The sequence below is a fragment of the Micromonospora sp. USAFONa4 genome (genome assembly GCF_057197825.1).
Genome location: NZ_CM170072.1, coordinates 5,718,392 through 5,744,337, shown reverse-complemented (window position 1 = coordinate 5,744,337; position 25,946 = coordinate 5,718,392). Strand labels below are relative to the sequence as shown.

General features: G+C 72.4%; 23 protein-coding genes. 6 read left to right on the top strand and 17 right to left on the bottom strand.

What is annotated here, in order from left to right; translation table 11 throughout:
- Nucleotides 1-80: 80 nt before the first annotated feature.
- Nucleotides 81-797, bottom strand: coding sequence for an MBL fold metallo-hydrolase (locus AC0OO9_RS25315; RefSeq protein WP_484512875.1), 717 nt, complete (start codon nt 795-797; stop codon nt 81-83).
- A gap of 323 nt (nt 798-1,120) precedes the next feature.
- Between AC0OO9_RS25315 and AC0OO9_RS25310 the strand changes: the two genes are divergently transcribed.
- Together AC0OO9_RS25310 and AC0OO9_RS25305 are read left to right on the top strand one after the other, a co-directional pair.
- Nucleotides 1,121-2,008, top strand: coding sequence for a peptidylprolyl isomerase (locus AC0OO9_RS25310; RefSeq protein WP_132240126.1), 888 nt, complete (start codon nt 1,121-1,123; stop codon nt 2,006-2,008).
- A gap of 65 nt (nt 2,009-2,073) precedes the next feature.
- Entirely contained in the window at nt 2,074-2,913 is an 840-nt protein-coding gene (locus AC0OO9_RS25305) for a peptidylprolyl isomerase (RefSeq protein WP_484512872.1), read from the top strand.
- Between the two features lie 323 nt (nt 2,914-3,236).
- On the opposite strand, the gene AC0OO9_RS25300 is transcribed toward AC0OO9_RS25305, so the two are convergent.
- The 8 genes from AC0OO9_RS25300 to ruvC form a co-directional block, all read right to left on the bottom strand.
- Complete coding sequence (locus AC0OO9_RS25300; RefSeq protein WP_484512870.1) at nt 3,237-5,750, bottom strand: RelA/SpoT family protein; 2,514 nt, start codon at nt 5,748-5,750, stop codon at nt 3,237-3,239.
- A 169-nt stretch (nt 5,751-5,919) separates the two neighbouring features.
- The gene (locus AC0OO9_RS25295; protein ID WP_357580789.1) at nt 5,920-6,486 is read right to left on the bottom strand and encodes an adenine phosphoribosyltransferase; all 567 of its coding nucleotides are present in this window, start codon (nt 6,484-6,486) and stop codon (nt 5,920-5,922) included.
- 101 nt (nt 6,487-6,587) lie between these two features.
- Nucleotides 6,588-7,781, bottom strand: coding sequence for a protein translocase subunit SecF (gene secF / locus AC0OO9_RS25290; RefSeq protein ID WP_484512868.1), 1,194 nt, complete (start codon nt 7,779-7,781; stop codon nt 6,588-6,590).
- A 1-nt stretch (nt 7,782) separates the two neighbouring features.
- On the bottom strand, nt 7,783-9,708 hold the full coding sequence (gene secD / locus AC0OO9_RS25285) for a protein translocase subunit SecD (protein WP_484512866.1): 1,926 nt from the start codon (nt 9,706-9,708) through the stop codon (nt 7,783-7,785).
- Nucleotides 9,709-9,966: 258 nt separating this feature from the next.
- Nucleotides 9,967-10,311: a preprotein translocase subunit YajC gene (yajC, locus tag AC0OO9_RS25280; RefSeq protein ID WP_484512864.1), complete on the bottom strand. Its 345-nt coding sequence runs from the start codon at nt 10,309-10,311 to the stop codon at nt 9,967-9,969.
- A 138-nt stretch (nt 10,312-10,449) separates the two neighbouring features.
- A complete protein-coding gene (ruvB, locus tag AC0OO9_RS25275; RefSeq protein WP_484512863.1) occupies nt 10,450-11,520 on the bottom strand; it encodes a Holliday junction branch migration DNA helicase RuvB in 1,071 nt (356 codons plus the stop codon).
- Nucleotides 11,517-12,119, bottom strand: a complete 603-nt coding sequence (ruvA, locus tag AC0OO9_RS25270) for a Holliday junction branch migration protein RuvA (protein WP_132240120.1) — start codon at nt 12,117-12,119, stop codon at nt 11,517-11,519. Before ruvA ends, ruvB begins: the two co-directional genes overlap by 4 nt.
- On the bottom strand, nt 12,116-12,643 hold the full coding sequence (gene ruvC / locus AC0OO9_RS25265) for a crossover junction endodeoxyribonuclease RuvC (RefSeq protein ID WP_132240119.1): 528 nt from the start codon (nt 12,641-12,643) through the stop codon (nt 12,116-12,118). Before ruvC ends, ruvA begins: the two co-directional genes overlap by 4 nt.
- 211 nt (nt 12,644-12,854) lie before the next feature.
- Here ruvC and AC0OO9_RS25260 point away from each other — a divergent pair, with 211 nt between their 5' ends.
- Nucleotides 12,855-13,637, top strand: coding sequence for a 3-hydroxybutyrate dehydrogenase (locus tag AC0OO9_RS25260; protein WP_484512861.1), 783 nt, complete (start codon nt 12,855-12,857; stop codon nt 13,635-13,637).
- Nucleotides 13,638-13,651: 14 nt separating this feature from the next.
- The gene (locus AC0OO9_RS25255) at nt 13,652-15,571 is read left to right on the top strand and encodes a helix-turn-helix domain-containing protein (RefSeq protein WP_484518040.1); all 1,920 of its coding nucleotides are present in this window, start codon (nt 13,652-13,654) and stop codon (nt 15,569-15,571) included.
- Between the two features lie 92 nt (nt 15,572-15,663).
- Here the strand turns inward: AC0OO9_RS25255 and AC0OO9_RS25250 are convergent, their stop codons facing one another.
- Together AC0OO9_RS25250 and AC0OO9_RS25245 are read right to left on the bottom strand one after the other, a co-directional pair.
- Nucleotides 15,664-16,272, bottom strand: a complete 609-nt coding sequence (locus AC0OO9_RS25250) for a TetR/AcrR family transcriptional regulator (protein WP_327027709.1) — start codon at nt 16,270-16,272, stop codon at nt 15,664-15,666.
- An 11-nt stretch (nt 16,273-16,283) separates the two neighbouring features.
- Nucleotides 16,284-17,852 carry an MFS transporter gene (locus AC0OO9_RS25245; protein WP_484512858.1) on the bottom strand — a complete coding sequence of 523 codons (1,569 nt, stop codon included), beginning with the start codon at nt 17,850-17,852 and terminating at the stop codon, nt 16,284-16,286.
- 777 nt (nt 17,853-18,629) lie between these two features.
- Here AC0OO9_RS25245 and AC0OO9_RS25240 point away from each other — a divergent pair.
- Nucleotides 18,630-19,223, top strand: coding sequence for a hypothetical protein (locus AC0OO9_RS25240; RefSeq protein ID WP_484512856.1), 594 nt, complete (start codon nt 18,630-18,632; stop codon nt 19,221-19,223).
- A gap of 151 nt (nt 19,224-19,374) precedes the next feature.
- On the opposite strand, the gene AC0OO9_RS25235 is transcribed toward AC0OO9_RS25240, so the two are convergent.
- The 6 genes from AC0OO9_RS25235 to AC0OO9_RS25210 all read right to left on the bottom strand — a co-directional run bounded on the left by AC0OO9_RS25235 (nt 19,375) and on the right by AC0OO9_RS25210 (nt 24,742).
- Nucleotides 19,375-20,022, bottom strand: coding sequence for a transcriptional regulator (locus AC0OO9_RS25235; protein ID WP_484512854.1), 648 nt, complete (start codon nt 20,020-20,022; stop codon nt 19,375-19,377).
- A gap of 77 nt (nt 20,023-20,099) precedes the next feature.
- The gene (locus tag AC0OO9_RS25230; RefSeq protein WP_484512852.1) at nt 20,100-21,116 is read right to left on the bottom strand and encodes a branched-chain amino acid ABC transporter permease; all 1,017 of its coding nucleotides are present in this window, start codon (nt 21,114-21,116) and stop codon (nt 20,100-20,102) included.
- Nucleotides 21,113-21,994, bottom strand: coding sequence for a branched-chain amino acid ABC transporter permease (locus AC0OO9_RS25225; RefSeq protein ID WP_132240776.1), 882 nt, complete (start codon nt 21,992-21,994; stop codon nt 21,113-21,115). The genes AC0OO9_RS25230 and AC0OO9_RS25225 overlap by 4 nt, the downstream gene beginning before the upstream one ends.
- Nucleotides 21,995-22,001: 7 nt before the next feature.
- The gene (locus AC0OO9_RS25220) at nt 22,002-23,261 is read right to left on the bottom strand and encodes an ABC transporter substrate-binding protein (protein WP_484512850.1); all 1,260 of its coding nucleotides are present in this window, start codon (nt 23,259-23,261) and stop codon (nt 22,002-22,004) included.
- Between the two features lie 40 nt (nt 23,262-23,301).
- A complete protein-coding gene (locus tag AC0OO9_RS25215) occupies nt 23,302-23,994 on the bottom strand; it encodes an ABC transporter ATP-binding protein (RefSeq protein WP_484512848.1) in 693 nt (230 codons plus the stop codon).
- The gene (locus AC0OO9_RS25210) at nt 23,981-24,742 is read right to left on the bottom strand and encodes an ABC transporter ATP-binding protein (RefSeq protein WP_484512847.1); all 762 of its coding nucleotides are present in this window, start codon (nt 24,740-24,742) and stop codon (nt 23,981-23,983) included. The genes AC0OO9_RS25215 and AC0OO9_RS25210 overlap by 14 nt, the downstream gene beginning before the upstream one ends.
- A gap of 310 nt (nt 24,743-25,052) precedes the next feature.
- On the opposite strand from AC0OO9_RS25210, the gene AC0OO9_RS25205 reads away from it, so the two are divergent.
- Nucleotides 25,053-25,913: an SPFH domain-containing protein gene (locus AC0OO9_RS25205; protein WP_484512845.1), complete on the top strand. Its 861-nt coding sequence runs from the start codon at nt 25,053-25,055 to the stop codon at nt 25,911-25,913.
- Nucleotides 25,914-25,946: the final 33 nt, after the last annotated feature.

Below are 25,946 nucleotides of genomic sequence, written 5' to 3'. Positions count from 1 at the left end.
CGTTCACAGTCCCGCGTGCGAGCGCGGGCAAAGGCTCGGTGCGGCCGTCGCCGGCCGCGTGACAAGGCTCGTGCGGCCGGTCAGAGGCCGCGGGCGGGGGCCGCCGGTCGCGCGCCGCCACCCGCCACCTCGACGAGGTACGGGTTGGTCGCGCGCTCGCGGCCGATGGTGGTCGCGGGGCCGTGGCCGGGCAGCACGACGGTGTCGTCGGCCAGCGGGAGGATCTTGTCCCGGAGGCTGGTGACCATCCTCGTCATGCTGCCGCCCGGCAGGTCGGTGCGGCCGATGGAGCCGGCGAACAGGACGTCGCCCGAGAGGCAGAGCTGCTCCGCCTCCCACGACGAGCCGGCGGCCGGCAGTCGGAAGAGCACCGACCCGCCGGTATGGCCCGGGGCGTGGTCGACGGTGATCTCCAACCCGGCGAGGGCGAGCGTGGCGCCGTCGGTCAGCTCGGCGACGTCCTCCGGCTCGGTGTACGGCAGCCGCCCGCCGAAGAGCGAGCGGAGCTCCGTCGACAGCCCCTTGGCCGGGTCGGCGAGCATCTCCCGGTCGCCGGGGTGCACGTACGCGGTGATGCCGCGCGCGCCGCAGACCGGCGCCACCGAGAACGTGTGGTCGAGGTGGCCGTGGGTGAGCAGGACGGCGGCCGGGTGCAGCCGATGCTCGGCCAGCAGGGCGTCGAGCCGGTCGAGCACCCCGATGCCGGGATCGACCACCACGCACTGCTCCCCCGGCGCGGCGGCGACCACGTAGCAGTTGGTGCCGAAGGCGTCCGCGGGAAAGCCGGCCACGAGCACGTCCGCTCCCCTTCCGTCGAGTGGGTTGCCTGTCAGCAGCCTATCGGGCGGGGCGAGGAGGTTCTGCGCGTGCGTCCGGGGCGTCCCGCGTGGTCCCGATCGTGCCCGTCCCGGGCACCGCGTGCGGCGACGATCGCGTGCGTCGCGGGGGCTCCGCCGGGCGCAGTGACGCGTTCCGATAAACCCGGCCCGGACCTCGTACACCACTTTCCCAGCCGGTAGCCGTACACTCTGGCGGGCGTGTGGCGTGGCGCACCTGCCGCCGAACGGGCGCAGGACGCCCGACCACCGGTGACGACCAGGGTAGAGGAAGGGGAGCACGGGTGGCTTCCAGCAGGGACCGGCAGCGCAAACTGGCGCGCGCCAAGCTCGACCGGCAACTCGCCCGCCGGGCCGCCGCCGTCAAGCGTCGTCGGCAGATCCAGGCCGGAGTCGGCGTCGCCGTCGTCCTCGCGCTGATCGTGGGCGGCTCGGCGTGGGCGCTGGGCGCCTTCGACGACGAGCCGAAGGAGAACACGGCCGCCGAGGACGTCTGCCTGTGGACGCCGCAGGACGCCACCGCGAACACCAACCTCAAGGACGTCGGCACCCCGGCCACCGAGGGGCTGCCCACCGACGGCGTACGTGCGATGACGGTCACCACCAACCAGGGTGCGCCGATCACCGTCGAGCTGGACCTGGCCGGCGCCCCGTGCGCGGCGGCGAGCATCGCCCACCTGTCCAGCCGGTCGTTCTACGACAACACCAAGTGCCACGAGATCACCGCCGAGGGCGCGGTGCGCTGCGGCGACCCGAGCGGCACCGGGCTCGGCGGGCCCACCTACTCGTTCTACGACGAGAACGTGCCAACCGCGCCGTCACCGTCGGCCAGCCCCGCCGCCGGCCAACCCGCGACGTACCCGAAGGGCACGGTCGCGATGATCGCCAACCCGCCGGGCGCCAACGGCAGCCAGTTCCTGATGTTCTTCAAGGACTTCACCACGGCCGACCCGAAGTATCCGATCATCGGCCGGGTCACCGGTGGGATCGACGTGGTGGCGAAGATCGGTGCCAAGCCGACCGTGGACAATGGGACGGGGGCCAAGGTCAAGCCCAAGGACGACGACGTGGTCGTGCAGAGCCTGACCGTCGGCGAGCCCGTGGCGCAGGCGACCTCGGCACCGACGCCGCCCGCTTCGGGCGCTCCGGCGGCCAGCCCGAGCGCCGGCTGACCCGGCCGCCCCACCCATCTCAGCGGCACCGACCGCGCCACCCGACAGCCCAGGAGGATCCAGGCGTGACGTCCACCAGAGAGCGGCAGCGCGCGGCGGCGCGCGCCCGGCTCGAGAAGGAGATGGCCGAGCGCGCGGCCAGGGCCCGCAAGCGCCGGCAGACCCAGGCGATCGTGGGGGCCGCCTCGGTCCTGGTCCTCGTCGTCGCCGGCACGGTCTGGCTCGTCACCACCCTCGGCGGGGACGACGACAAGACCGACACCGCCGGCCCGGGTGCCGGCAACGTGCAGTGCGCCTGGACCGAGATCCCCGCCGACCAGCGGTCCCCGCAGATCAAGGACGTCGGGGTGCCGCCCGTGCAGCAGTCGGCCACGGGCACCCAGACGATGACGATCGACACCAACCTGGGCCCGATCACCGCCACGATCGACCGGTCGGCCGTGCCCTGCACCGCGGGCAGCTTCACCCACCTGGCGGAGAAGAACTTCTTCGACAACAGCAAGTGCCACCGGCTGGTGACCGAGGGCATCAAGGTGCTCCAGTGCGGTGACCCCGGCGCGACGGGCAAGGGCTGGCGCCAGACCGACGGCACCGGCGGCCCGAGCTACCGGCTCGCCGAGGAGAACCTGCCCACCGACAAGCGGCCCCCGTACCCGGAGGGCGTGATCGCGATGGCCAACTCGGGCCAGCCGGGCAGCACGGGCAGCCAGTTCTTCATCGTCTACGGTGACTCGCCGCTGGACCCGAACTACACCGTCCTGGGCACCGTCACCGGCGGCATGGACCTCGTGAAGCAGGTCGCGGCGGCGGGCGACGACAAGGCGTTCGCGAAGCAGGCCGGTGGCGGCCACCCGAAGAAGGAAGTCACCATCAACAAGCTCACCATGAGCGCCCCCCAGGGCTGACCCACAGCCAGCCGTACGACGAGCGCCCGCCGGCGATGCCGGCGGGCGCTTCCCTGTCCCACGTTCTCCCACCCGACCCACCCTCCCCGCCCACCACCCGGCCCGCTCTCGGTGATCATGGGGTTGGCGGCGATCTCGATCTCCCTGGCTGCCGCCAACCTCATGATCACCAAGGGGCAGGAAAGCCCGAGGTGCACGGGTGCCCGGAGGGCCAGGGGTGCGGGTGGGGACGGGTGGGAGGGCCGCAGGGGCGGCAGAGCGGGGCGCCCCGGCTCTGTCGGTGCCGGGCCGGGGCGCGCCGTCGTGCGAAGGGTCGGGCGGGGTCAGGCGCCCGAGGTGACGCGGTAGGCGTCGAAGACGCCGTCCACCTTGCGGACCGCCGCCAGCAGGTGGCCCAGGTGCTTCGGGTCCGCCATCTCGAAGCTGAACCGGCTCACCGCCACCCGGTCGCGGGTGGTGGTGACCGTGGCGGAGAGGATGTTCACCCGCTCCTCGGAGAGCACCCGGGTCACGTCGGCGAGCAGCTTGTGCCGGTCCAGCGCCTCGACCTGGATGGCGACCAGGAACGTCGACGCCGAGGTGAGCTTCCAACTCACCTCGACCACCCGCTCGGCCTGCGCCCGCAGGTCCTCGGCGTTGGCGCAGTCGTCGCGGTGCACGCTCACGCCGCCGGAGCGGGTGACGAAGCCGAAGACCGAGTCCGGCGGCACCGGCGTGCAGCAGCGCGCCAGCTTGATCCACACGTCGCTGACCCCGCGTACGACCACGCCCGGGTCGGCGCTGCTCTGCCGGCTGCGGGGCGGACGGGTGGCGACGGCGGTTTCGGCGATGTCCTCCGCCGCGCCCTCCTCGCCGCCGTACGCGGCCATCAGCTTCTGCACCACCGACTGGGCGGAGACCTGGCTGTCGCCGACCGCCGCGTAGAGGGAGGCCACGTCGGCCAGGTGCAGGTCCCGGGCGATCGCCATCAGCGCGTCGGAGGTGAGCATCCGCTGCAACGGCATGCCCTGCTTGCGCATCGCCTTGACGATCGCGTCCTTGCCGGCCTCGATCGCCTCCTCGCGCCGCTCCTTGTTGAAGTACTGCCGGATCTTCGTCCGCGCCCGCGGGCTCTTGACGAAGCCCAGCCAGTCCTGCGTCGGGCCGGCCGTGTCGGACTTCGACGTGAAGATCTCGATCACGTCGCCGTTGGACAGCGTCGACTCCAGCGGCACCAGCTTGCCGTTGACCCGCGCCCCGATGCACTTGTGCCCGACCTCGGTGTGCACCGCGTACGCGAAGTCCACAGGCGTCGAGCCGGTCGGCAGCGGGATGACGTCACCCTTCGGGGTGAAGACGTACACCTCCTGGCTGGACAGGTCGAAGCGCAGCGCGTCGAGGAACTCGCTCGGGTCGGCCGCCTCCCGCTGCCAGTCCAGCAGCTGGCGCAGCCACGTCATCTCGTCGATGTGCGCGGGCGGGCCGACGATCTGGGTGCCCTTGTGCTCCTTGTACTTCCAGTGCGCGGCGATGCCGAACTCCGCGGTGCGGTGCATCGCGTACGTGCGGATCTGCATCTCCACCGGCTTGCCGGTGGGCCCGATGACCGTCGTGTGCAGCGACTGGTACATGTTGAACTTGGGCATCGCGATGTAGTCCTTGAACCGGCCCGGCACCGGCTGCCAGTTGGCGTGGATCACGCCCAGCGCCGCGTAGCAGTCCCGCACCGTGTCGACCAGGATCCGCACCCCGACCAGGTCGTAGATGTCGTTGAAGTCGCGACCCCGCACGATCATCTTCTGGTAGATCGAGTAGAGGTGCTTCGGCCGCCCCGTGGTCTCCGCCTTGATCTTGGCGGCCTTCAGGTCGGTCTGCACCTTCTGCGTCACCTGGCGCAGCAGCGCCTCGCGCTGCGGCTGGTGCTCCCCGATGAGGCGGTTGATCTCCTCGTAGCGCTTCGGGAAGAGCGTGCCGAAGGCCAGGTCCTCCAGCTCCCACTTGATCGTGTTCATACCCAGCCGGTGGGCCAGCGGGGCCAGGATCTCCAGCGTCTCCTTCGCCTTCTGCTCCTGCTTCGGACGGGGCAGGAAGGTGAGGGTCCGCATGTTGTGCAGCCGGTCGGCCAGCTTGATCACCAGCACCCGCGGGTCCTTGGCCATCGCGACGACCATCTTGCGGATCGTCTCGGCCTTGGCCGCGTCGCCCAGCTTGACCTTGTCGAGCTTGGTCACCCCGTCGACCAGCAGCGCCACCTCGCCGCCGAAGTCGGCCCGCATCTGGTCGAGGGTGTATTCCGTGTCCTCGATCGTGTCGTGCAGGAGCGCGGCGACCAGGGTGGTGGTGTCCATGCCCAGGTTGGCCAGGATCGTGGCGACCGCGAGCGGGTGGGTGATGTAGGGGTCGCCGGACTTGCGGTACTGCCCGGAGTGCCAGCGGGCCGCCGTGTCGAAGGCGCGCTGGAGCAGCCGCGCGTCCGCCTTGGGGTGGGCGTCCCGGTGGGTCGAGATCAGCGGCTCCAGCACCTCGCTGACCTGCGAGGACTGCCACGGCGCGTTGAACCGCGCCAGCCGCGCCCGGACCCTGCGGCCGGTGGGCGCGGTGGAGAGCGCGAAACCGGCGCTCGGCATGTGGTCGCCGACGACGTCGGCGGGGAACGGGAGCAGGACCCCCTCGGCCGCCGCGCCCGCGCCGCCGGCCGTGGCCGCCGGCGTGTCGGGGCGTACGGGGTCGGCCGGGACGGTCACGCCGGGGCCCGCCTCCGGGGCCTGCGCGTCACCGTCGGGTGCGGTCGCCGAGCCGTCCGCGTCGCCTGTCGGGTACACCGTGCCCTCCACCGGAGGGGCGACATCGTGGGACACCGGCCTCCTCACCGCTCGCCGGGAAGTCACCGACCGTGCGCCGGCCGGCCTGGTCTCGCGCCGCCCGGACGGGTCCCGCCCGGTCAGCAAAGGGCAATGCTACCCGCACGCACGGTGCCCCGCCGCTCCGCCGGACGGTCCGCACCGGGTCCGCCCGACGGTCGGCGGGTCAAACGGTCAACAGGGCATGCACCGGGCGCGGGGCCAGCCGCTCCCGGCCGCCGAGGAAGGCGAGCTCCAGCAGGACGGTGAAGCCGGCCACGGTCCCGCCGGCCCGCTCCACCAGGTCCAGCGTCGCCTCGGCGGTGCCGCCGGTGGCGAGCACGTCGTCGACCACCAGCACCCGGTGCCCGGCCGTGAAGGCGTCCTCGTGCACCTCCAGCGTGGCCTCGCCGTACTCCAGGGCGTAGGAGGCCGAGTAGGCCGGCCGGGGCAGCTTGCCGGCCTTGCGCACCGGCACGACGCCGACCCCGGTCGCGTACGCGATGGCGGCAGCGACCACGAACCCGCGCGCCTCGATGCCGACGACGGCGTCGAACGACTCCCGCCCGTGGTACGCGACGATCCCGTCGATCACCTGACGGAACGTGTCGCCGTCGGCGAACAGCGGCATCAGGTCCTTGAACATGACGCCGGGCTTCGGGAAGTCGGGCACGTCGAGCACCCGGCTGGCGACCAGCGCGGCGGTGGCCGGGCCGCTGTCTCCCCGTACCCCGGTGCTGTGGGTCTCCGTCACGGCAGTTCCGCTCCCCTTCACGACGACGGCGTCCTGCATGCTGCTCGCACAGCATGAAGGACGCCGTCGGATCGGTTCCTACCGGGTCTGCCCGGCCCGGGTCAGCGCCGCTTGCCGCCACCCGGCCGGTTGCCACCGCCGCCGGCGGGTCGGCCGCTCCGGGCGCCGGTCGGGCGCTTCCCGGCCGGTCGGGCGCCCACCCGCGGCGCCGCGCCGGCCAGCGCGGCCGACTCCGGGTCGACCGGCTCGTCGTCGGACTCGTCGGTACGCGGGGCGGTGCCCTTGCCGGTGACTTCGCCCCGGGCGATCGCGCCCCGGCGGGCCATCACCCGCTTGTTGTGCGCCTGGATGCGCGGGTCGTAGTTCTTGAGCAGCACCAGCAGCGGCGTGGCCAGCAGGATCGAGGTCAGGAACGCCACCGCCATACCGACGAAGAGCACCAGGCCGAGGTCCTTCAGGGTGCCCGCGCCGAGCAGGCCGGCACCGATGAAGAGCAGACCGCCGACCGGCAGCAGCGCGACCACCGACGTGTTCAGCGACCGCATGAGGCTCTGGTTGATCGCCAGGTTGGCAGCCTCGCCGTACGTCTGGTTGTTGTTGGCGGTGATGCCGCGCGTGTTCTCCTGCACCTTGTCGAAGACCACCACCACGTCGTAGAGCGCGAAGCCCAGGATCGTGAGGAAGCCGATGACCGTCGACGGGGTGACCTCGAAGCCGACAAGCGAGTAGATACCGGCGGTGAGGACCAGGTTCATGATCAGCGAGGCGACGGCCGCGACCGCCATCCGCCACTCGAAGCGCAGGATCAGGTAGATCATCACGACCGCGATGAAGATGACCAGACCGAGCAGCGCCCGGGAGGTGACCTGGCTGCCCCACGCCTCGCTGACCTGGTTTCCGCTGATGGCGGCGGCGTCGATGCCGAACTCCCGGGCGATCTCGTCCTTGACGGCGTTGGACTGCTCGGTGTCCAGCTGCGTGGTGCGCACCTCGTAGAAGTCGCCGCCGGTGCCGCCGACCTTCTGCGTGGTGACCACGTGGGCGCCGTCGCCGGCCGTGCCCAGGGCCTCTTCCACCTTCAACTCGGTCTGCTCCAGCGTGCCGACGCTGGCCGGGATCTGGAACGAGTTGCCGCCGGCGAACTCGATGCCGAGGCTGAAGCCGCGCAGCCCGAAGCTGAGCAGCGACAGCAGGATCAGCGCGAGCGCGACGCCGAACCAGAGCTTGCGCCGGCCGATGATGTCGAGGCCGGCCTCGCCGCGGTAGAGGCGGCTCGCGAGACCACTCTTTGCCATCTCAGGCCTCCTTGACGCGCGGGTTGCGGGGCTTGGCCGGCTCGGCCGTCCGGGGCGGGAGCGCCCGGCCGAGGCCGCTGACCCGCGGGGACAGGAACGCGGAGGTGCGGGCGAACATCGTCATGATCGGGTGCCGGAAGAGGAACACCACGACGAGGTCCAGCACCGTGGCCAGGCCGAGGGCGAACGCGAAGCCCTTCACCGTGCCGACCGAGACCACGTAGAGCACCACCGCCGACATCAGCGTGATCGCGTTGGCCGAGATGATCGTGCGGCGGGCCCGGATCCAGGCGCGCGGCACCGCGCTGCGCGGACTGCGCCCCTCGCGGATCTCGTCCTTGAGCCGCTCGAAGTAGATGACGAACGAGTCCGCCGCCACACCCAGTGACACGATCATGCCGGCGATGCCGGCGAGGGTGAGGGTGAAGCCGATCTGCCGGCCCAGCACCACCAGCGCGCCGAAGACCAGCAGCGCCGAGAGGACCAGGCTCAGGAAGATGACCGAGCCGAGCAGGCGGTAGTAGAAGAACGAGTAGACGATGACCAGCAGCATGCCGATGCCCGCCGCGAGCAGACCCGCCCGCAGGTGGCTGGCACCCAGGGTGGCGGTGACGTTCTGCTGCTCCTGCGCCTCGAAGGTCACCGGCAGCGCGCCGTAGCGCAGCTGGCCGGCCAGGGCGCTGGCGTCCTTCTGGGTGAAGTTGCCGGTGATCTGCGAGTTGCCCGTCAGCACGCCCTGGATCTCGGGCGAGGAGACGATCTCGTTGTCCAGCACGACGGCGACGCGGCACTTGCCGTCCTGGCCGAGGGCGGTGGCGTCGCAGGCCTGTCCCTCGTTGTTGAACGCCTCGCGGGTCAGGTTGGTCCACTTGGTCTGGCCGTCGCCCGTGAAGTCGAGGCTCACCACCCACTGGCTGGTCTGGTCCAGCACCGCGCTGGCGCCCTTGACGTCGGTGCCCAGCACCTTCGCCTGGTCGAGCAGGTACTTCGCCACGCCGTCCTCGCATGCCACCGCCTGCTGGTCGGCGGCCGAGATCGACGCCGGCGGGCGCTTGTCGAGCTGGGCGCAGCTGATCTGCGGCACGTTGAACTGCACCGCCGCCGGCAGCACCGCGACCTCGCGCGGGTCGAGAGCCGCGAACGGCTTGAGCTTCTCCGCCAGCGACGGGTCGGCGGCCAGGTCGGCCGGGGCCTGGAGACCGCTCGCGGCCGCCCAGGCGGCGGCGCCGACCTTCTGCTCGACAGCCTTGCGCTGCTCCTCGATGCTCTGCGGCACCGGCTCGCCGCTGGCGCTCGGCGTCGGGGCGGCGGCCGAGGGGGTGGCGCTCGGTGCGGCCGACGCGCTGGCGCTCGGGGCCGGGGCCATACCGCCCTGGCCGCCACTCGGCGACGCGGTCGCCTTCGGGGCGGCGCTGCCCGACGGGGCGGCGCTGCCCGAGGGCTTCGCGCTGCCCGACGGGGCCGGGGCCGCGCTGCCGGACGGGGTCGGGGTGGCGGCGGGCGGCGGGGCGGTGGCCGCGCCGCTGCCGTCGGCGGCCTTGAGCACCTTGCGGAAGCGCAGCTCGGCGGCGTCGCCCACCTCGGTCAGGTCGCGGTTCTCGCCGGGCAGGGAGATCACGATGTTGCGGTTGCCCTCGGTGACCACCTCGGCCTCGGCGACGCCGAAGGCGTTGACGCGGCTCTCGATGATCTGGCGGGCCTCTTCGAGGTTCTCCGCCGTGGGGGGCCGGCCGTCGACGCTGTTGGTCGCCTCCAGCGTCAGCCGGGTGCCGCCGACGAGGTCCAGGCCGAGCTTGGGCTCGAGCCTGTCCTTCAGGCCGCCGCTGGCGCCGCCCGCGAAGAACACCAAAAGATAGAGGACGACGAAGATGAGCCCGAGCACGGCCAGTTGCCGTCCGGGCCGCATCTGTCCCTGAGGTGGTGCCACGGCTGTCCTGTCTCCCTGTACGGTCGCGCCGCTGGTGCGGCGGGTGTCGGCCGGTCCGGCCGGCGGGTCCGACGGGCCGGCGTCGGAGGCCGGCATCCGGCTCCGGGGCTCGACGCGGGGGCGCCGGGCGGAACGGGACGAGCCGGCTTCCGGCGTCGGGCCCAACTATCCAGTTTTCACGTCGACTCCGCTGCCCCGTCGGGGAAAGTCGTCACCGGAGTCCGGCGACCACCATCCCGCGCGGGGCGGGAGCGACAGTCACTCCTTGACGACGTCCGCGTCCTCGACGACCGACTCCTCGGCCGGGCGCTCCGCCTGGCTGACGACCCGGGCGATGGCCGGACGGGCGTAGCGGGTCTGCACACCGGGCGCGACCTCGAGCAGGACGGTGTCGTCGTCCACGCCGGTGACCGTGCCGTAGAGGCCACCGATGGTGACCACCTCGTCGCCGGGGGCGAGGGCGGACTGCATGGACTCCGCCTCACGGCGGCGCTTCTGCTGGGGGCGGATCATCATGAAGTACATGACGCCGAAGAGCAGAGCGATCATGAGGATCGGCGTCAGGCTGCCGGCACCCCCGCCGCCCTCTGCTGCGTAAAGCACGGTGAAAGACCTTCCCATTGGCCCCCGGCCCGGCGCGGGCGCGCCGGAGCGGAAGCGGATTCTCACGTCCTGTACAGACCGGCGCGAGTCTAATCCCTGCACCTGGGAACGCCGAATGCGGCACAGATCACGTTCACATCACGGCTGATCGGCATCCGTCGAGAACAGATCGGGCACCGCAGGAGCATTCGCGCCAAATGTACCATTCGGCGGCGTACGGCCCAGATGCCGCCAGGCGGCCTCCGTGGCGACCCGGCCGCGCGGCGTACGGGCCAGCAAACCGGCCCGGACCAGGAACGGCTCGCAGACCTCCTCCACCGTGTCCGGCTGCTCACCCACCGCCACGGCCAGCGTGGACAGGCCGACCGGGCCGCCCCGGAACGAGTCGACCAGCGCGGTCAGCACCGCCCGGTCGAGCCGGTCCAGGCCCAGCGCGTCGACGTCGTACACCTTCAGTGCGGCCCGGGCGGTCTCCAGGGTGACCACGCCGTCGGCCCGGACCTCGGCGAAGTCGCGGACCCGGCGCAGCAGGCGGTTGGCGATGCGGGGCGTGCCCCGGGAGCGGCCGGCGACCTCGGCGGCGCCGTCGTCGGTGATCGGCACGCCGAGGATCCGGGCCGAGCGGCGCAGCAGCACCTCAAGGTCGGCCGGCGAGTAGAAGTCGAGGTGCGCGACGAAGCCGAACCGGTCGCGCATCGGCCCGGTGAGCAGGCCGGAGCGGGTGGTCGCGCCGACCAGGGTGAACGGCTCGACATCCAGCGGGATCGCCGTCGCGCCCGGCCCCTTGCCGACGATCACGTCGACCCGGAAGTCCTCCATCGCGCTGTAGAGCAGCTCCTCGGCCGGCTTGGCGATCCGGTGGATCTCGTCGATGAAGAGCACGTCGCCCTCGGCGAGACTGGTCAGGATCGCGGCCAGGTCGCCCGAGCGCTCGATCGCCGGGCCGCTGGTCACCCGGATGCCCGAGCCCAGCTCCGCGGCGACGATGTTGGCCAGGGTGGTCTTACCCAGGCCGGGCGGCCCCGAGAGGAGGATGTGGTCGGGCGGGGAGCCGCGCCGCATCGCGCCCTGCAGCAGCAGGTCGAGCTGGTCGCGGACCCGGTGCTGGGCGATGAACTCCTCCAGCCGCTTCGGCCGGACCGTGGCCTCCGCGTCCAGGTCGGCGTCGTGCACGTAGGCGGAGACCAGCCCCCCGTCGGAGCCCGTCACCGGGTGCGGCCCAGCAGCCGGATGGCCTGCTTGAGCAGGACCGGCACCGGCGGCACGGCACCGTCGATGGTCTCCGCGACGGCGGCCACCGCCTGGTCGGCCTGCCCGGCCGTCCAGCCGAGCCCGACCAGCGCCTGGCGGACCTGCTCCGGCCAGGCCCCGCCGGTGACCCCGGCCGCGCCGTCGGCGCCGACCGGCACCGGGCCGACGCGGTCGCGCAGCTCCAGGACCAGGCGCTCCGCGCCCTTCTTGCCGATGCCGGGCACCCGGGTCAGCGCGGCGGTGTCGGCGTTGGCGATCGCCTTGCGCACCGCGTCGGGGGTGTGCACGGCGAGGACGGCCTGGGCCAGCCGGGGGCCGACGCCGCTGGCGGTCTGGAGCAGCTCGAACAGCTGCTTGGCGTCGTCGTCGGCGAAGCCGTAGAGGGTGAGCGAATCCTCCCGGACGACCAGGCTGGTGGCCAGCCGGGCGGGCTGGCCGATGCGCAGGTCGGCGAGGGTGCCCGGAGCGCACTGCACCGCCAGGCCCACCCCGCCGACCTCCACCACGGCGTGGTCCGGACCGGTCGCGGTCACCACCCCGCGCACGCTGGCGATCATCTGGCTCCTCCTCGTCGTACCCGGTCGGCCGCGGCGGCCAGCTTGGAACGCGTCCCGCCGCGCCACACGTGACAGATGGCCAGGGCCAGGGCGTCGGCGGCGTCCGCCGGCCTCGGCGGCTCGGCCAGCCGCAGCAGCCGGGTGACCATGGCGGTCATCTGCGCCTTGTCGGCCTGGCCGGAACCGGTCACGGCGGCCTTCACCTCGCTGGGCGTGTAGGTCTGCACGGGCAGCCCGGCGCGGGCGCCGGCGAGCACGGCGATCCCGCTGGCCTGGGCGGTGCCCATCACGGTGCGGACGTTGTGCTGGCTGAAGACCCGCTCGACGGCGACGCTGTCGGGCCGGTGCTCGGCGACCAGGTCGGTGAGCGAACGGTCCAGGTGCAGCAGGCGCAGCGCCAGGTCGTCGTCCGGATCGGTGTGGACGACGTAGTAGGCGATCAGCGTGCAGGGGCGCCCCGGCACACCCTCGACCACGCCGACCCCGCACCGGGTCAGCCCCGGGTCGACGCCCAGCACGCGCACGCCGCCTCCTCCCCCAGCCGCCAGCGAGACCCCAGCCGCCAGCAGTACGTGTGTTCGACACCCTACCGAGCCGGGCGACACCCCGCCGCCGGGGACACGCCGGGCGCGCCGACACGCCGCGCGGGGCGCTCGGCGGCCACACATGCCGGGCGGTGAGTATGTGTCGCCGGCCCATGTGCGCCCGGACACACAGCTCGTAACTTCATGCGCCATGACGGCAGAACCCGTGGCGGTCCCCCACGTCGTACACGTCGACCTCGCTGGTCGTACCGCCCTGGTGACCGGGGGCGGGAGCGGTATCGGCCGGGCCTGCGCACTGCGGCTGGGCGCCGCCGGCGCCAAGGTCCTGGTGGTGGACCGCAACATCGAGGCGGCCAAGGCGGTGGCGGCGGAGGCCGGCGGGCGGGCCGAGGGCGTGGACCTGGCCGACCCGGACGCGGTGGACCGCCTCGACGCCGACGTGGACATCGTGGTGAACAACGCGGGCCTGCAGCACGTGGCGCCGGTGCAGGAGTTCTCCGCGGAGCGCTTCGCCCACCTGCACCGGGTGATGGTCGAGGCGCCGTTCCTGATCATCCGTCGGGCGCTGCCGCACATGTACGCCAGGGGCTGGGGGCGGATCGTGAACATCTCCTCGGTGCACGGGCTGCGCGCCTCGCCGTACAAGTCGGCGTACGTCTCCGCCAAGCACGCGCTGGAGGGGCTGTCGAAGGTGGTCGCGCTGGAGGGCGCCGCGCACGGCGTGACCGCCAACTGCATCAACCCGGCGTACGTGCGCACGGCGCTGGTGGAGAGCCAGATCGCCGACCAGGCCGCCAGCCACGGCATCCCCGAGTCCGAGGTGGTCGAGAAGATCATGTTGGCGCGGGCGGCGATCAAGCGGCTGATCGAGCCGGAGGAGGTGTCCGAACTCGTGGCGTACCTCTGCTCGCCGCCGGCGGCGTTCATCACGGGCGCGTCCATCGCGCTCGACGGGGGCTGGACGGCGAACTAGTGGCAAGCCGCACAATGTCGGTCATGTCGTCACCGGTGGAGTTCCTGGAGCTGCTCGCCCGCGAGGCCGCCGCGGTGGAGTTCGAGGGGCCGCTCGTCGCCGCGCGCGCCGCCGGGCTGCCGCCCGCGCGGCTCGCCGAGCTGGAGCAGGCCAAGACGGTCGCGCTGCGGGTACGCGCGCTGCTGGAACGCCGCCGCCGCCGGGAGGTCGAGCTCTCCGGGCTGTACGACACGGTCAGCGACCTGGCCGGGCTGCGCGACCTGGACGACGTGCTGCGCGCGATCGTGCACCGGGCGCGCAACCTGCTCGGCGCGGACGTGGCCTACATGACCCTCGACGACGAGGAGCGCGGCGACACGTACATGCGGGTGACCGACGGCTCGGTCTCCGCCCGCTTCCAGCAGCTGCGGCTGCCGATGGGCGCCGGCCTCGGCGGCCTGGTGGCCCAGTCCGGCGCCCCGTACGTCACCGCGAACTACCCGGAGGACGACCGCTTCCACCACACCGGCGAGATCGACGCCGGCGTGGGCGAGGAGGGCCTGGTGGCGATCCTCGGGGTGCCGCTGCGGCTCGGCTCGACCTCGATCGGGGTGCTCTACGCGGCCAACCGCTCGGCCCGGCCGTTCGTCCGCGAGGAGGTGGCGCTGCTGGTCTCCCTCGCCGCGCACGCGGCGGTGGCGATCGACACCGCGCGGCTGCTCGCGGAGACGCAGGCGGCGCTGGAGGAGCTGTCGGCGGCCAACACCACCATCCGGGCGCACAGCAGCTCCGTGGAGCGGGCGGCGGCGGCGCACGACCGGATGACCGCGCTGGTGCTGCGCGGGGGCGGCGTGGAGGACGTCGCCGCGGCGGTCACCGACGTGCTCGGCGGGGCGCTGCTGGCGCTCGACGCGGAGGGCCGGCTGCTGGCCCGGGTCGGCGAGATCGGGGAGCCGGACCGGGCGGACATGGTGGAGGCGGTGGCCGCGTCGCGTACGGAGGGCCGCAGCGTGCGCCGGGGCCGGCTCTGGTACGCCGCCGTGGTGGCCGGGGCGGAGAACATGGGCGCGCTGGTGCTGCGCCCCGACGACGAGCTGGTCGACGCCGACCAGCGGATCCTGGAGCGGGCGTCGCTGGTGACGGCGCTGCTGCTGCTGTTCCGGCGTACCGTCGCCGAGGCGGAGGGGCGGGTCCGGGGCGAGCTGCTCGACGACCTGATCGCCCGGCCGCTGCGGGACACGGACGCGCTGCGCAGCCGGGCCCGCCGGCTCGGGGTGGACCTGGACGCCCCGCACGTGCTCGTGGCGGTCGGCGACGACGCCATCGCCGCCACCGGCTCGGCCCGGCAGCGGGTGCTCTCCTGGGCCACCACGTACGCCTCGACCCGGGGCGGGCTGGCCGCGGCCCGCGACGGGCGGGTGGTGCTGATGCTGCCCGGGCAGGACGCGGGCGGCAGCGCCCGGGCGGTGGCCCGGGACCTGTCCCGGGTGACCGGCCGGCCGGTGACCGCCGGGTCGAGCGGCCCGTCGGCGGGGCCGGCGTCGCTGGCCGCGACGTTCGCCGAGGCGGAGCGGTGCCTGACCGCCCTGGGTGCACTGGGCCGCTCGGGGCAGGGGGCGAGCACGGCCGAGCTGGGCTTCGTCGGGCTGCTGCTGGGCGCGGTCGGCGACGGGGGCGACAAGGACGTCAACCGGTTCCTGACCGCCACCGTCGGGCCCGTCGTCGACTACGACGCCCGGCGGGGCACCGCGCTGGTGCGGACCCTGGAGGCGTACTTCGGGGTGGGCGGCAGCCTCGCCCGGGCCGCCGAGCTGCTGCACGTGCACGTCAACACGGTTACGCAGCGGCTGGAGCGGGTCGGGCAGCTGCTCGGCGCGGACTGGCAGAAGCCGGAGCGGGCGCTGGAGGTGCAGCTGGCCCTGCGCCTGCACCGCCTGCGTACGCCCGCCGCCTGACGGCCCGCGCACCTGGGCGCCGACGGACCTGGCCGCAGCGTGACCGACAGGCGTCCGACCGCCAGGGGCCGCCGCCCGGCGGGGCGGGGCCGTCAGCGGGCGCGGATGCCGTCCAGGACGCCGTCGACGATGCGCTGCGGCAGGGTCGCCTCGTCGAGGTCGGGGTGCCAGCGCATGACGCGCTGCACCAGCATCGGGCCGGTCAGCATCGCCATGACCACCTCGACGTCGAGATCCGCGCGCAGCTCGCCGGAGCGCATCCCGCGCCGCAGCACCTCGCGCATCATCTCCCGCCGCGGCTCGATGATGTTCTGGTAGAGCTGGTACTGCTCGGGGCTGCGGTTGACCTCTGGCACGAGGCAGGGCATGATCCGCGCCGCCCGCGGGTCGATGTGGTTACCGACCGCGCCGACCAGCAGGATCAGGTCGTCGCGGACCGAGTGGCCGGCGGGCTCCGGCGGGGTGCCCTTGAGCGTACGCAGGGCGTCGCGCAGCAGCGCGTCCTTGCCCGGCCAGCGGCGGTAGATGGTGGCCTTGCCGACGCCGGCGCGGGCGGCGATCGCCTCGATCGAGATCGCCTCGATCGTGCTGCCGTCGGCGAGCAGGTCGAGGGCGGCCTCGACGATCGCCTCGTCCGCGCGGACGCTCCTCGGCCGCCCGGGCGGCCGGGGAGCGTCGGCGGTGGAAGTCATGTCGGACATTGTTCCCGAAGCTAGGCGGTCCCGGCCAACTCGGGTTCCCCCACCGGCACCGGTCTCCCTGCCGTGTCGGCGGAGCGGCCGGGCATCCAGCGCAGCACCACGAGGATGCCGAGCGCGGCGATCGCGGCGGCGAGGCCCGCCGCCCAGTGCATCGCGGCCAGGAAGGCGTCGTCGGCGACCGCGATCAGCTGCGGCGCCGCCGGCCCGAGCTGACCCGCCGCGGCGTACGCGCCGGAGATGGACTCGCCGGCCGCCTCGCGCGCCCCGGGGGGCAGGTCCCGCAGGGCGGGGTCGACGTCGGCACGGTAGACCGCGGAGAGCACCGACCCGAGCACCGCCACGCCGAGCGCGCCGGCCACCTGCCGGACCGTGTTGCTGACCGCCGAGCCGACGCCGGCCTTCTCCCGGGGCAGCGCGGACATGATGGACTCCGTGGCCGGCGGCATGATGTTGGCCATCCCCGTGCCCTGGAGGAAGAAGACGACAAGCACCACCCAGATCGGGGTGGTCGCGTCGACGAACGCGAACGCGCCCAGCGCGACCACGGTCAGCGCCAGCCCGACCGCCGCGACGGCCCTGCCGCCGTACCGGCGGACCATCGCCGCGCTGGCCGGGGCGAAGACGAGCTGGGCCGCCGCGAAGGGCAGGAAGAGCAGGCCGGTCTCCAGCGGGCTGTAGCCGCGCACCAGTTGCAGGTAGAACGAGGTGAAGAACATGACGCCCATCGCGGCGAAGAAGATCAGCCCGACGATGGCCACGGGCGCGGCGAAGCGCGGCACCCGGAACAGCCGCACGTCCAGCGACGGGTGGTCGCTGCGCCGCTCGTACGCGACGAACCAGGCCAGCACCGCCAGGCCGCCGAGGATCGCGACCCAGACCAGCGGGCGGCCGAAGCCGTGCTCGCCGCCGTCGATGATGCCGTAGGTCAACGCGACGAGCCCCACCACCGACAGCAGCACGCCGGCGACGTCGACGCGGCCCGGCTCCGGGTCCCGCGACTCCGGCACGAGCAGCGCCACCAGCACCACGCCGAGCACCACCACCGGCACGTTGATCAGGAAGACCGAGCCCCACCAGTAGTGCTCCAGCAGCGCGCCGCCGAGGATCGGGCCGATGGCCACGGCCAGGCCGACCGCGCCGGCCCAGACGCCGATCGCCCGGCCCCGCTCGCGGGGATCGAAGACGTTGGAGATGATCGAGAGCGTGACCGGCATGATGGCCGCGCCACCCACGCCCATCAGCGCGCGGGCCGCGACCAGTTGCGCGGGGCTCTGCGCGTACGCCGACAGCAGCGACGCCAGCCCGAAGAGCACCAGGCCGATCAGCAGGAAGCGCTTACGCCCGGCGCGGTCACCGAGCACGCCGAAGGTGAACAGCAGGCCGGCGAAGACCAGCGTGTAGGAGTTGATCGACCACTCCAGCTCGCCCTGGCTCGCCCCGAGGCCGTGCACCGGGTCGGCGAGGGTCCGCAGCGCGACGTTGAGGATCGTGTTGTCCAGGACGACCACGAGCAGGCTGATCACCAGCACCCCGAGGATCGCCCACCTCCTCGGGTGTCCCGTGTGCTCGTGCGGTGGCATCTTCGCGTTCTCCCCCCGGACCCCGTTTCGATACGGGCCAGACTCGTAATTCGGCGGTGTCAGCGTAGGCGGGTGGTTATCGATACGGAACCGGTTCGTATCTTATGTGGCGACGGTCACTCGTGTCCTCTTTCCGGGTGCTGCTTCGGGCTTCCGGGTGCTGCTGCGTTCGCCGGGCTCCTGCCGGAGATCTTGGCGAGAAACTGCCCCTCCAGGGGCCGTCTTCTACCAAGATCTCCAGCGGACCGGGTGAACCCGTGGACCCGTTTGTAAACCGGTGCCCGGTTTCGTGGTGGCTGTCCGGGGCGGCTTGGGCCGGTGGGTCGTCGGTGGGTGGCGTGATGGTGCCGGGTGGGCGGTTTGTGGGTGTGACCGGGGGCATCGTGGGGGCGGAATCGTGGCGGGGGCGGGGTCGTTACACCCTGCGTACGACCGAGCAAGACCGCCCTGCCGAGGTCACGCCACCCGAACAGATGGCGGGCCCGGGGCCCGGAATGATGGCGGGCCGGCGGTGGTTACACATGGTCCGGCCAACGCGAGGGCCCCCCGGCCCCGCCCCACAGCCCGGCCTCCTTCCAGCCCGCACGGGTTCGGACATGCGGCCGGCACGGCCGATCTGATCTTCCCTCTGATCTTTGCTTCCGGCTTGATCGTCGGAGATCCTCTCCAGTTCTGCTGGAGATCCCCCGTGAGTTCATGAGCGCCGACGGTGCTTGCACCCGCGTGAAGCCGATCCCCCTCGGTGCCGGGTGCCGACCCCCGAATGGAGCGTTTCTGATGAACACGATCATCCGTAAGAGCGTTCTCGGTATCGCTGGTCTCGCCTTCGCCGGTGGCGTGTTCGCCGGTCCCGCGACCGCGCACGCGGCCCCGTCGGTCGAGTCGACCCCGGTCGCGGTGGCCGTGCAGGCCGACAAGCCGGCCGTCGACAAGGCCAAGCTGATCCCGCACGGCGTGCAGGGCGCCCAGTCGCACGTCGACCTGTCCGACGAGCAGGTCGCCAACGTCAAGGCGATCATCGCGGCGACGAAGAAGGCCGGCATGGACGAGCGCGCCGCCGTGGTGTCGATCGCCACCGCGTTGCAGGAGTCGAAGCTGGAGAACCTGGGTCATCTGGGTGACCGCAACGACCACGACTCGCAGGGCCTGTTCCAGCAGCGTCCGTCCAGTGGTTGGGGCACGGTCGAGCAGATCACCGACCCGGAGTACTCCACCACCGCGTTCCTGAAGGGCCTCAAGCAGGTCGACGGGTGGCAGGACATGCCGCTGACCAAGGCCGCGCAGACGGTGCAGGTGTCGGCGTACCCCGACCACTACGCCCAGTGGGAGCAGCAGGCCGCCGACCTGGTGGCCGAGCACTGGAACAGCTGACACAGACTTTCCACCACAAGGGGGATCGCTGGCCGGCACCCGAACACGGGGTGCCGGCCAGCGGCACGTCCACCGCCGGCCATCCGGAGAGGGCTCGACGTCATGGTGCCTGGTCCGTCGGTTGGGACGTGGTGTCGCCCCCACGTCCCCGTCAGGGCAGGGGCCGCGCAGGCGGTGACGGCGGCGCGGCGCAGGCGGTGACGGCGGCGGGCAGCGTGGACAGTCGGGTCGCCGGCGCGGCGAGCGGCTCGATCCAGCCCGGGCCGGCGCCGTACACCCGGGTCGCCGGGAAGTCGCGGGCGAAGCGCACCAGGCGGTACGCGCGCCCGGTGACCGGCGTCTGCGCCCAGACCACGACGATGCGCGGGCGGACCCGACGGGCGGCGCTGGCGAGCGCCGTCCACGGCAGTGCCGGCCCGAGCAGCAGGCTGCCCCGGGACCGCTCGCGCAGCGCGGCGGCCAGCGCGTGCAGGCCGAGGCAGTGCGTCTCCTGCTCCGCGCCGGCCAGCAGCACGCCGCCGGTGGGCAGCGGGCGGCCCGGTACGCGCCGGAACACGTCCAGGCCGACGCGGACGCCCTCGGCGAGGGCGTGCTCGACGGCGACCTCGATGGCGGTGTGCCCGGGCAGTGCGGCCAGCATCGGCACGCAGACCTGTTCCCACAGCGCCGCCGTGCCCCACTCGTCGGCCACCTCGACGACGAGCGCCGCGACCCGGTTGGCGTCGAGGTCCTCGGCGGCCAGCGACAACTGCTTGCGCGCGGTCTCGACGGCCCCGACCGGCATGGGATCTGTCAGCACCAGACGTACCCCCCGGGTAGACGTTCACTACCCGGGGGTACGTCGGGAGGGCCGCGGATGGATGCGCCCGGGTGCGACTACCGGCGGCGGGATGCCGCCCAGCGCGTCGCCAGGGCGGCGGCGCTGCCCCAGATGCCGCGTCGGAACACCAGGACGACGAGGACGAAGATCCCGCCGGTGACCAGGCCGATCGCCTCGAACCCGGAGAACGACAGCCAGTCCTCCAGGCGGACCAGGATGCCCGCGCCGAGCACCCCACCCCAGAGCGTGCCGATGCCGCCGAGCACCACCACGATGACCGCCTTGCCGGAGGTGGTCCAGTGCAGCACGTCGAGGGAGACGAAGCGGTGGCCGACGGCGAACAGCCCGCCGCCGAGCCCGGCGATGAAGCCCGACAGCACGAACGCGGTCAGCTTGTAGCGGTGCACGGGGTAGCCGAGCGCGCGGGCGCGGGCCGGGTTGTCGCGGATGCCGACCAGCACCCGCCCGAAGGGCGAGTGCACGATCCGCCAGGCGGCGGCCAGCCCGAACAGCACGATCGGCAGGATCGCGTAGTAGAAGTAGTAGTCGTCGGTCAGGTCCAGCCCGAACAGCTCGCGTGGCACGCCCTGCAGGCCGTTCTCGCCGCGGGTGACCGAGCGCCACTCGTTGGCGACGTAGTAGACCATCTGCGCGAACGCCAGGGTGACCATGGCGAAGTAGATGCCCGTCCGCTTCACCGCCAGGTAGCCGATCGGCACCGCGAGCACGGCCGCCGCGAGCGCCCCGGCCAGCACGGCCGCCGGGAACGGCAGGCCGAGGTGGATGGCCGTCAACCCGGTGACGTACGCGGAGGCGCCCCAGAAGGCCGCGTGCCCGAAGGACATCAGCCCGGTGAAGCCGAGCAGCAGGTCCACGGCGACGGCGAACAACGCCCAGCAGAGGATGTCCACCGCCACCGCCGGGTAGAGCCCGTTGGGCAGCCAGAACGCCACCAGCAGCCCGACGCCGAGCAGCGCGTACCGGACCCAGCCGGGGGCCCGGGTCACGGCGACCAGCCCGGACCTCGGCGCCGGGCGACCGGCGTCGGTCTCGGTGTCGACGGTGCTCGTCATGCCGGTGCCTCCTCACGGCCGAACAGCCCGGCCGGGCGCCAGAGCAGCACGACGGCCATCACGATGAAGACGATCGTCTGCGACACGATCGGGAAGTCGGACAGGTACGCCTCGCCCCACGCCTGCACCAGGCCGATGCCGAAGCCGGCGGCGACGGACCCGAAGATCGAGCCCAGCCCGCCGATCACCACCACCGCGAAGACCACGATGATCAGGTCGGCGCCCATCAGCGGGTTCACGGCCCGCATCGGCGCGGCCAGCACCCCGGCCAGCCCGGCGAGGCCGATGCCGAAGCCGAAGACCGGGGTGACCCAGCGCCCCACGTCGATGCCGAACGCCCGGGTCAGCTCGGGCCGCTCGGTCGACGCCCGGACCACCATGCCGACCCGGGTGCGGGTGAGCACCCACCAGACGCCGGCGCAGACGGCGAGCGCGAAGCCGAGGATGAAGACGCGGTAGGTGGGGAAGTCGAAGAGCCCGAAGTCGACCGACCCGCTGAGCGCGGACGGGGTCTCGTACGGGCTGGACTGCACGCCGTAGCGGAGCTTCACCAGGTCCTGGAGGATGAGCGTCAGGCCGAAGGTGAGCAGGAAGTTGTAGAGCGGGTCGAGCCGGGTGAGCCGGTGGATGAAGGCCCGCTCCAGGGCCATGCCGACCAGGGCCAGCCCCACCGGCATGATCACCAACGCCGCCCAGAACGGCACGCCCGCCTCGGTGAGCAGGACGTACGCGCCGAAGGCGCCCAGCATGTAGAACGCCCCGTGGGCGAAGTTGACCACCCGCAACATGCCGAAGATGACGGCGAGCCCGAGGGCGAGCAGGGCGTAGAACGCCCCGCTCACCAACCCGTTGAACGTGTTCTGCAAGAAGCTGGTCATGCCCTGGTCACATCTTGCAGTCCGCCGACGGGGCGCGGAACGCCTCGGCGGCGGGGATGGTCTTGAGAACCTTGACGTAGTCCCACGGCTCACTGACCTCTGACTGCGGCTTCACCTGGGCGAGGTAGGCGTCGTGGATGACCCGGTGGTCCTCGGCGCGGAACTTGCCGTTGCGCAGGAAGACGTCGTTGACCTCCTTGCCCTCCAACTCCTTGACGATCGCGTCGGCGTCGTCGGTGCCGGCGGCCTGCACGGCCTCCAGGTACTGCATCGCGGCGGAGTAGTTGGCCGCGTGCGCGAAGGACGGCCGGGTAGCGGTCTCCTTCTGGAACCGGTCGGCGAACTCGCGGTTCTTCGCGTCGAAGTTCCAGTACCAGGCGTCGGTGTAGGTGGTGCCGGCGAGCGCGGCCGGGGTGAGCGAATGGATGTCGGTGATGAACATCAGGCCGACCGCCAGCCCGACGCCCTTGTCGCGCAGCTTGAACTCGTTGTACTGCTTGACCACGTTGACCAGCTCCGCGCCGGCCTGCATGGTGCCGAGCACCTGCGGTTTCGGGTTGAGCGTCGGCGCCTTGAGCAGGAAGGTGGAGAAGTCGCCGCTGGTGTTCGGGAACGGCGCTCCGTCCTTGCCGACGACCTGCCCGCCAGCGGCGGTGATGGCGGCGGTGAAGCTCTTCTCCATGTCCTGGCCGAAGGCGTAGTTCGGGTAGAGGATGTACCAGTTCTTGCCGACCTGCTCGGTGGTGACCTTGCCCGTTCCGTTGGCCAGCATGTAGGTGTCGTACGCGTAGTGGAACGTGTACTTGTTGCAGCTCTTGCCGGTCAGGTCGGTGGTCGCGGCGCCGATGTTGAAGTAGAGCTTCTTCTTCTCCTTCGCCACGTCGGCCACCCGCAGCGCCGCCGACGAGGTGGGCACGTCGAGGATCAGATCGACGCCCTGGCGGTCGTACATCTCCTGGGCCTTGGTGTTGGCGATGTCGGGCTTGTTCTGGTGGTCGGCGGTCTCCACGGTGATGTCCTTCGTCACCGCCCTGTCGCCGTGCCTGGCCTTGAAGTCGGCGATCGCCATCTCCACGGCCTTGACCGAGTTCTTGCCGGACAGTTCGGAGTACGCGCCGGACTGGTCGTTCAGCACGCCCAGCACGATCTTGCCGCCGGTCAGCTTCTGGTCCCCGCCCGCCTGGGGACCACCGCCGCCGCAGCCCGCGACCAGCACCATCGCCGCCGCCGAAGCGGCGGCCACACCCACCGTCCTACGCATGCCCATCCCTCCACCCCGCGCGCCGCGCGGGTCGTCGAATCGGAATTCAGATGCCGAGGTACGACAGCAGCTCCCGTTCCCGCGAGCGCACCTCGGAGTTGTCCATCGCCTCCACGACGCGTCCCTCGGCCAGCAGGTAGTGCCGGTCGGCGACGCCGGTGGCGAAGTGCAGGTTCTGTTCGACCAGCAGCACGGTCACCCCGTGCCGTTTGGCCTCGCGCAGGAGGTCGCCGACCTGCTGCACGAGCAGCGGCGAGAGCCCCTCGGTCGGTTCGTCGCAGAGCAGCAGCCGGGCGCCCATCCGCAGCACCCGGGCCAGCGCGAGCATCTGCTGCTCGCCGCCGGAGAGCATGGTGGCGGCCGAGTCCCGCCGCTGGTGCAGGGCGGGGAACGCCTCGTACACGCGCTCCAGCGACCACGGGTCGGGCCCGACCCTCGGCGGCAGGGTGAGGTTCTCCGTCACGCTCAGCGTGGCGTAGCTGCCCCGGTCGTCGGGAACCCAGCCGAGCCCCAACCGCGCCCGCCGGTACGCGGGCAGCCTCCCGACGTCCCGCCCGTCCAGCTCGATCCGGCCGCGCTGGCCGGCGTGCAGGCCCATCACGCAGCGCAGCAGGGTGGACTTGCCGGCGCCGTTGCGCCCGACGAGGGTGACCACCTCGCCGGCGGCAACGTCCAGGCTGACCTCCCGCAGCACCTGCGCCTCGCCGTACCAGGCGGACAGGTTCTCAATGCGCAGCATCGGCGGCTCCCAGATAGGCGGTGATCACGCGCTCGTCGGCGCGCACCTGCTCGTACGGGCCCTCGACGAGGACCTTGCCGGCCTGTAGGACGGTGACGGTGTCGGCGAGCCGCCCGACAACGCTCATGTTGTGCTCGACCAGCACCACCGTCCGGCCCCGCCGGACCCGCGCGACCAGCTCGACGGTGCGGTCGACGTCCTCCAGGCCCATCCCGGCGGTCGGCTCGTCGAGCAGCAGCACCTTCGGGTCCAGGGCGAGGGCGATGGCCAGCTCCAGCGCCCGCTTGCGCCCGTACGCCAGCGCCTCGGCGGGGGCTTCGGACAGCTCGGCCAGCCCGACCATGTCGAGCAGTTCGCCGGCCCGGTCGGTGTAGCGGCGCATCAGCTTCGCCGAGCGCCAGAACCGCCAGCCCAGCCCGCTCGGGCTCTGCAGCGCCAGCTCGACGTGCTCCCGCGCGCAGAGCTGCGGGAAGAGGCTGGTGATCTGGAACGACCGGGCCACGCCGAGCCGGGCGACCCGCTCGGGGGGCAGCCCGGTCACGTCGCGGCCGGCCAGCTCGATGCGCCCGCCGCTGGGCCGCAGGAAGCCGGTGAGCAGGTTGAACAGGGTGGTCTTCCCGGCGCCGTTCGGGCCGACGAGCGCGTGGACGCTGTCCGCCGCGATGTCGAGGTCGACCCCGTCGACCGCCCGGAAACCCCGGAAGTCACGGGTCAGCCCGCGGGCCGACAGGAGCGCTTGCCCGGCCATCGCCTACTCCTTCGTAGGTCCGGCGACGACCGGATCGGTGACCGGGGTCACATGGCCGTCGTGTGCTGGAAACCTACGGCGGCGTCGTGATGTCGAACTATGTCGATGGCAGCCACATTCTGGGACGCCCGGCCGTGCGGGAACTCCACCCCGCCGCCCGGCCACCCCGCCCGCCGGCATCGACGGCAGTGACTGTCGAGCCACGGCGTACCACGTCATGTGGGCACCCCACGGCCGCGCCCCACCTGCGTTTCACCTTGACCGGTGCCCCTAGGGTGATGGCCCCCTCCCGCGAAAGGTGCCGAGCGAAATGCCCTTCGGCTTCACTGTTGCGATCATCTTCGCCGTCGGCCTGGCGATCTCCGGCCTGCTGGCGCTCGCCGCTCCGAACAGGTCGACCAAGCGGACCGCCACCCTGGCGGCGCTCGGCTGCCTCGTCGGCGCGGTCGTGTTCGTCGTCGGCTCCAGCGCCCACTCCGTGCCGATCCGCTCGGTCGGCATCGTCACCAGCTTCAACAAGCCGACGGGCAAGGTCACCGGCTCCGGCCTGAAGTGGGTCGCCCCCTGGCACAAGGTCGGGGAGTGGGACGCGGGCCGGCAGAAGTACGACCACATCGGCGGCGACCACTGCGTGCGGGTCCGCACCGGCACCCTCGCCGACGCCTGCGTCGAGGTGCTCGTCGAGTGGCAGGTCAAGCCGGAGAACGCGCCCAAGCAGTTCATGGACTACAAGGGCGACTTCGACAGCTTCCGGGGCCAGCGGGTGGGCGTGCAGCTCGACAGCGCCGTCAACGACGCCTTCGCCACCTACAACCCGCTGGAGAAGATCGACTCGGACACCGGCAGCCTGAACGTGGACCTGAAGCCCTTCGCCGAGAGCATCAAGACCAGCGCCGAGTCGCGGCTCGCCGACGACGTCGACATCCTGTCGGTCACCATCACCCGGGTCAACCACGACGACAAGACCGAGGGCAACATCAAGGCCTTCCAGGACAAGCTCGCCCAGACCCGCAACCTGGAGCAGGACCGGAAGAACGCCGCCATCCAGAAGCAGATCACCGAGACCAACGCGAAGGTCGACAAGGTGTCGCGGTGCCTGGAGATCGCCGAACGCAACGGCAGCAACCCCGGCCTCTGCATCAACCCGGGGATCGTCACCGGCACCAAGTGACGGTCGGCCGGCGTCGACCCCGCCCCTGGCCGC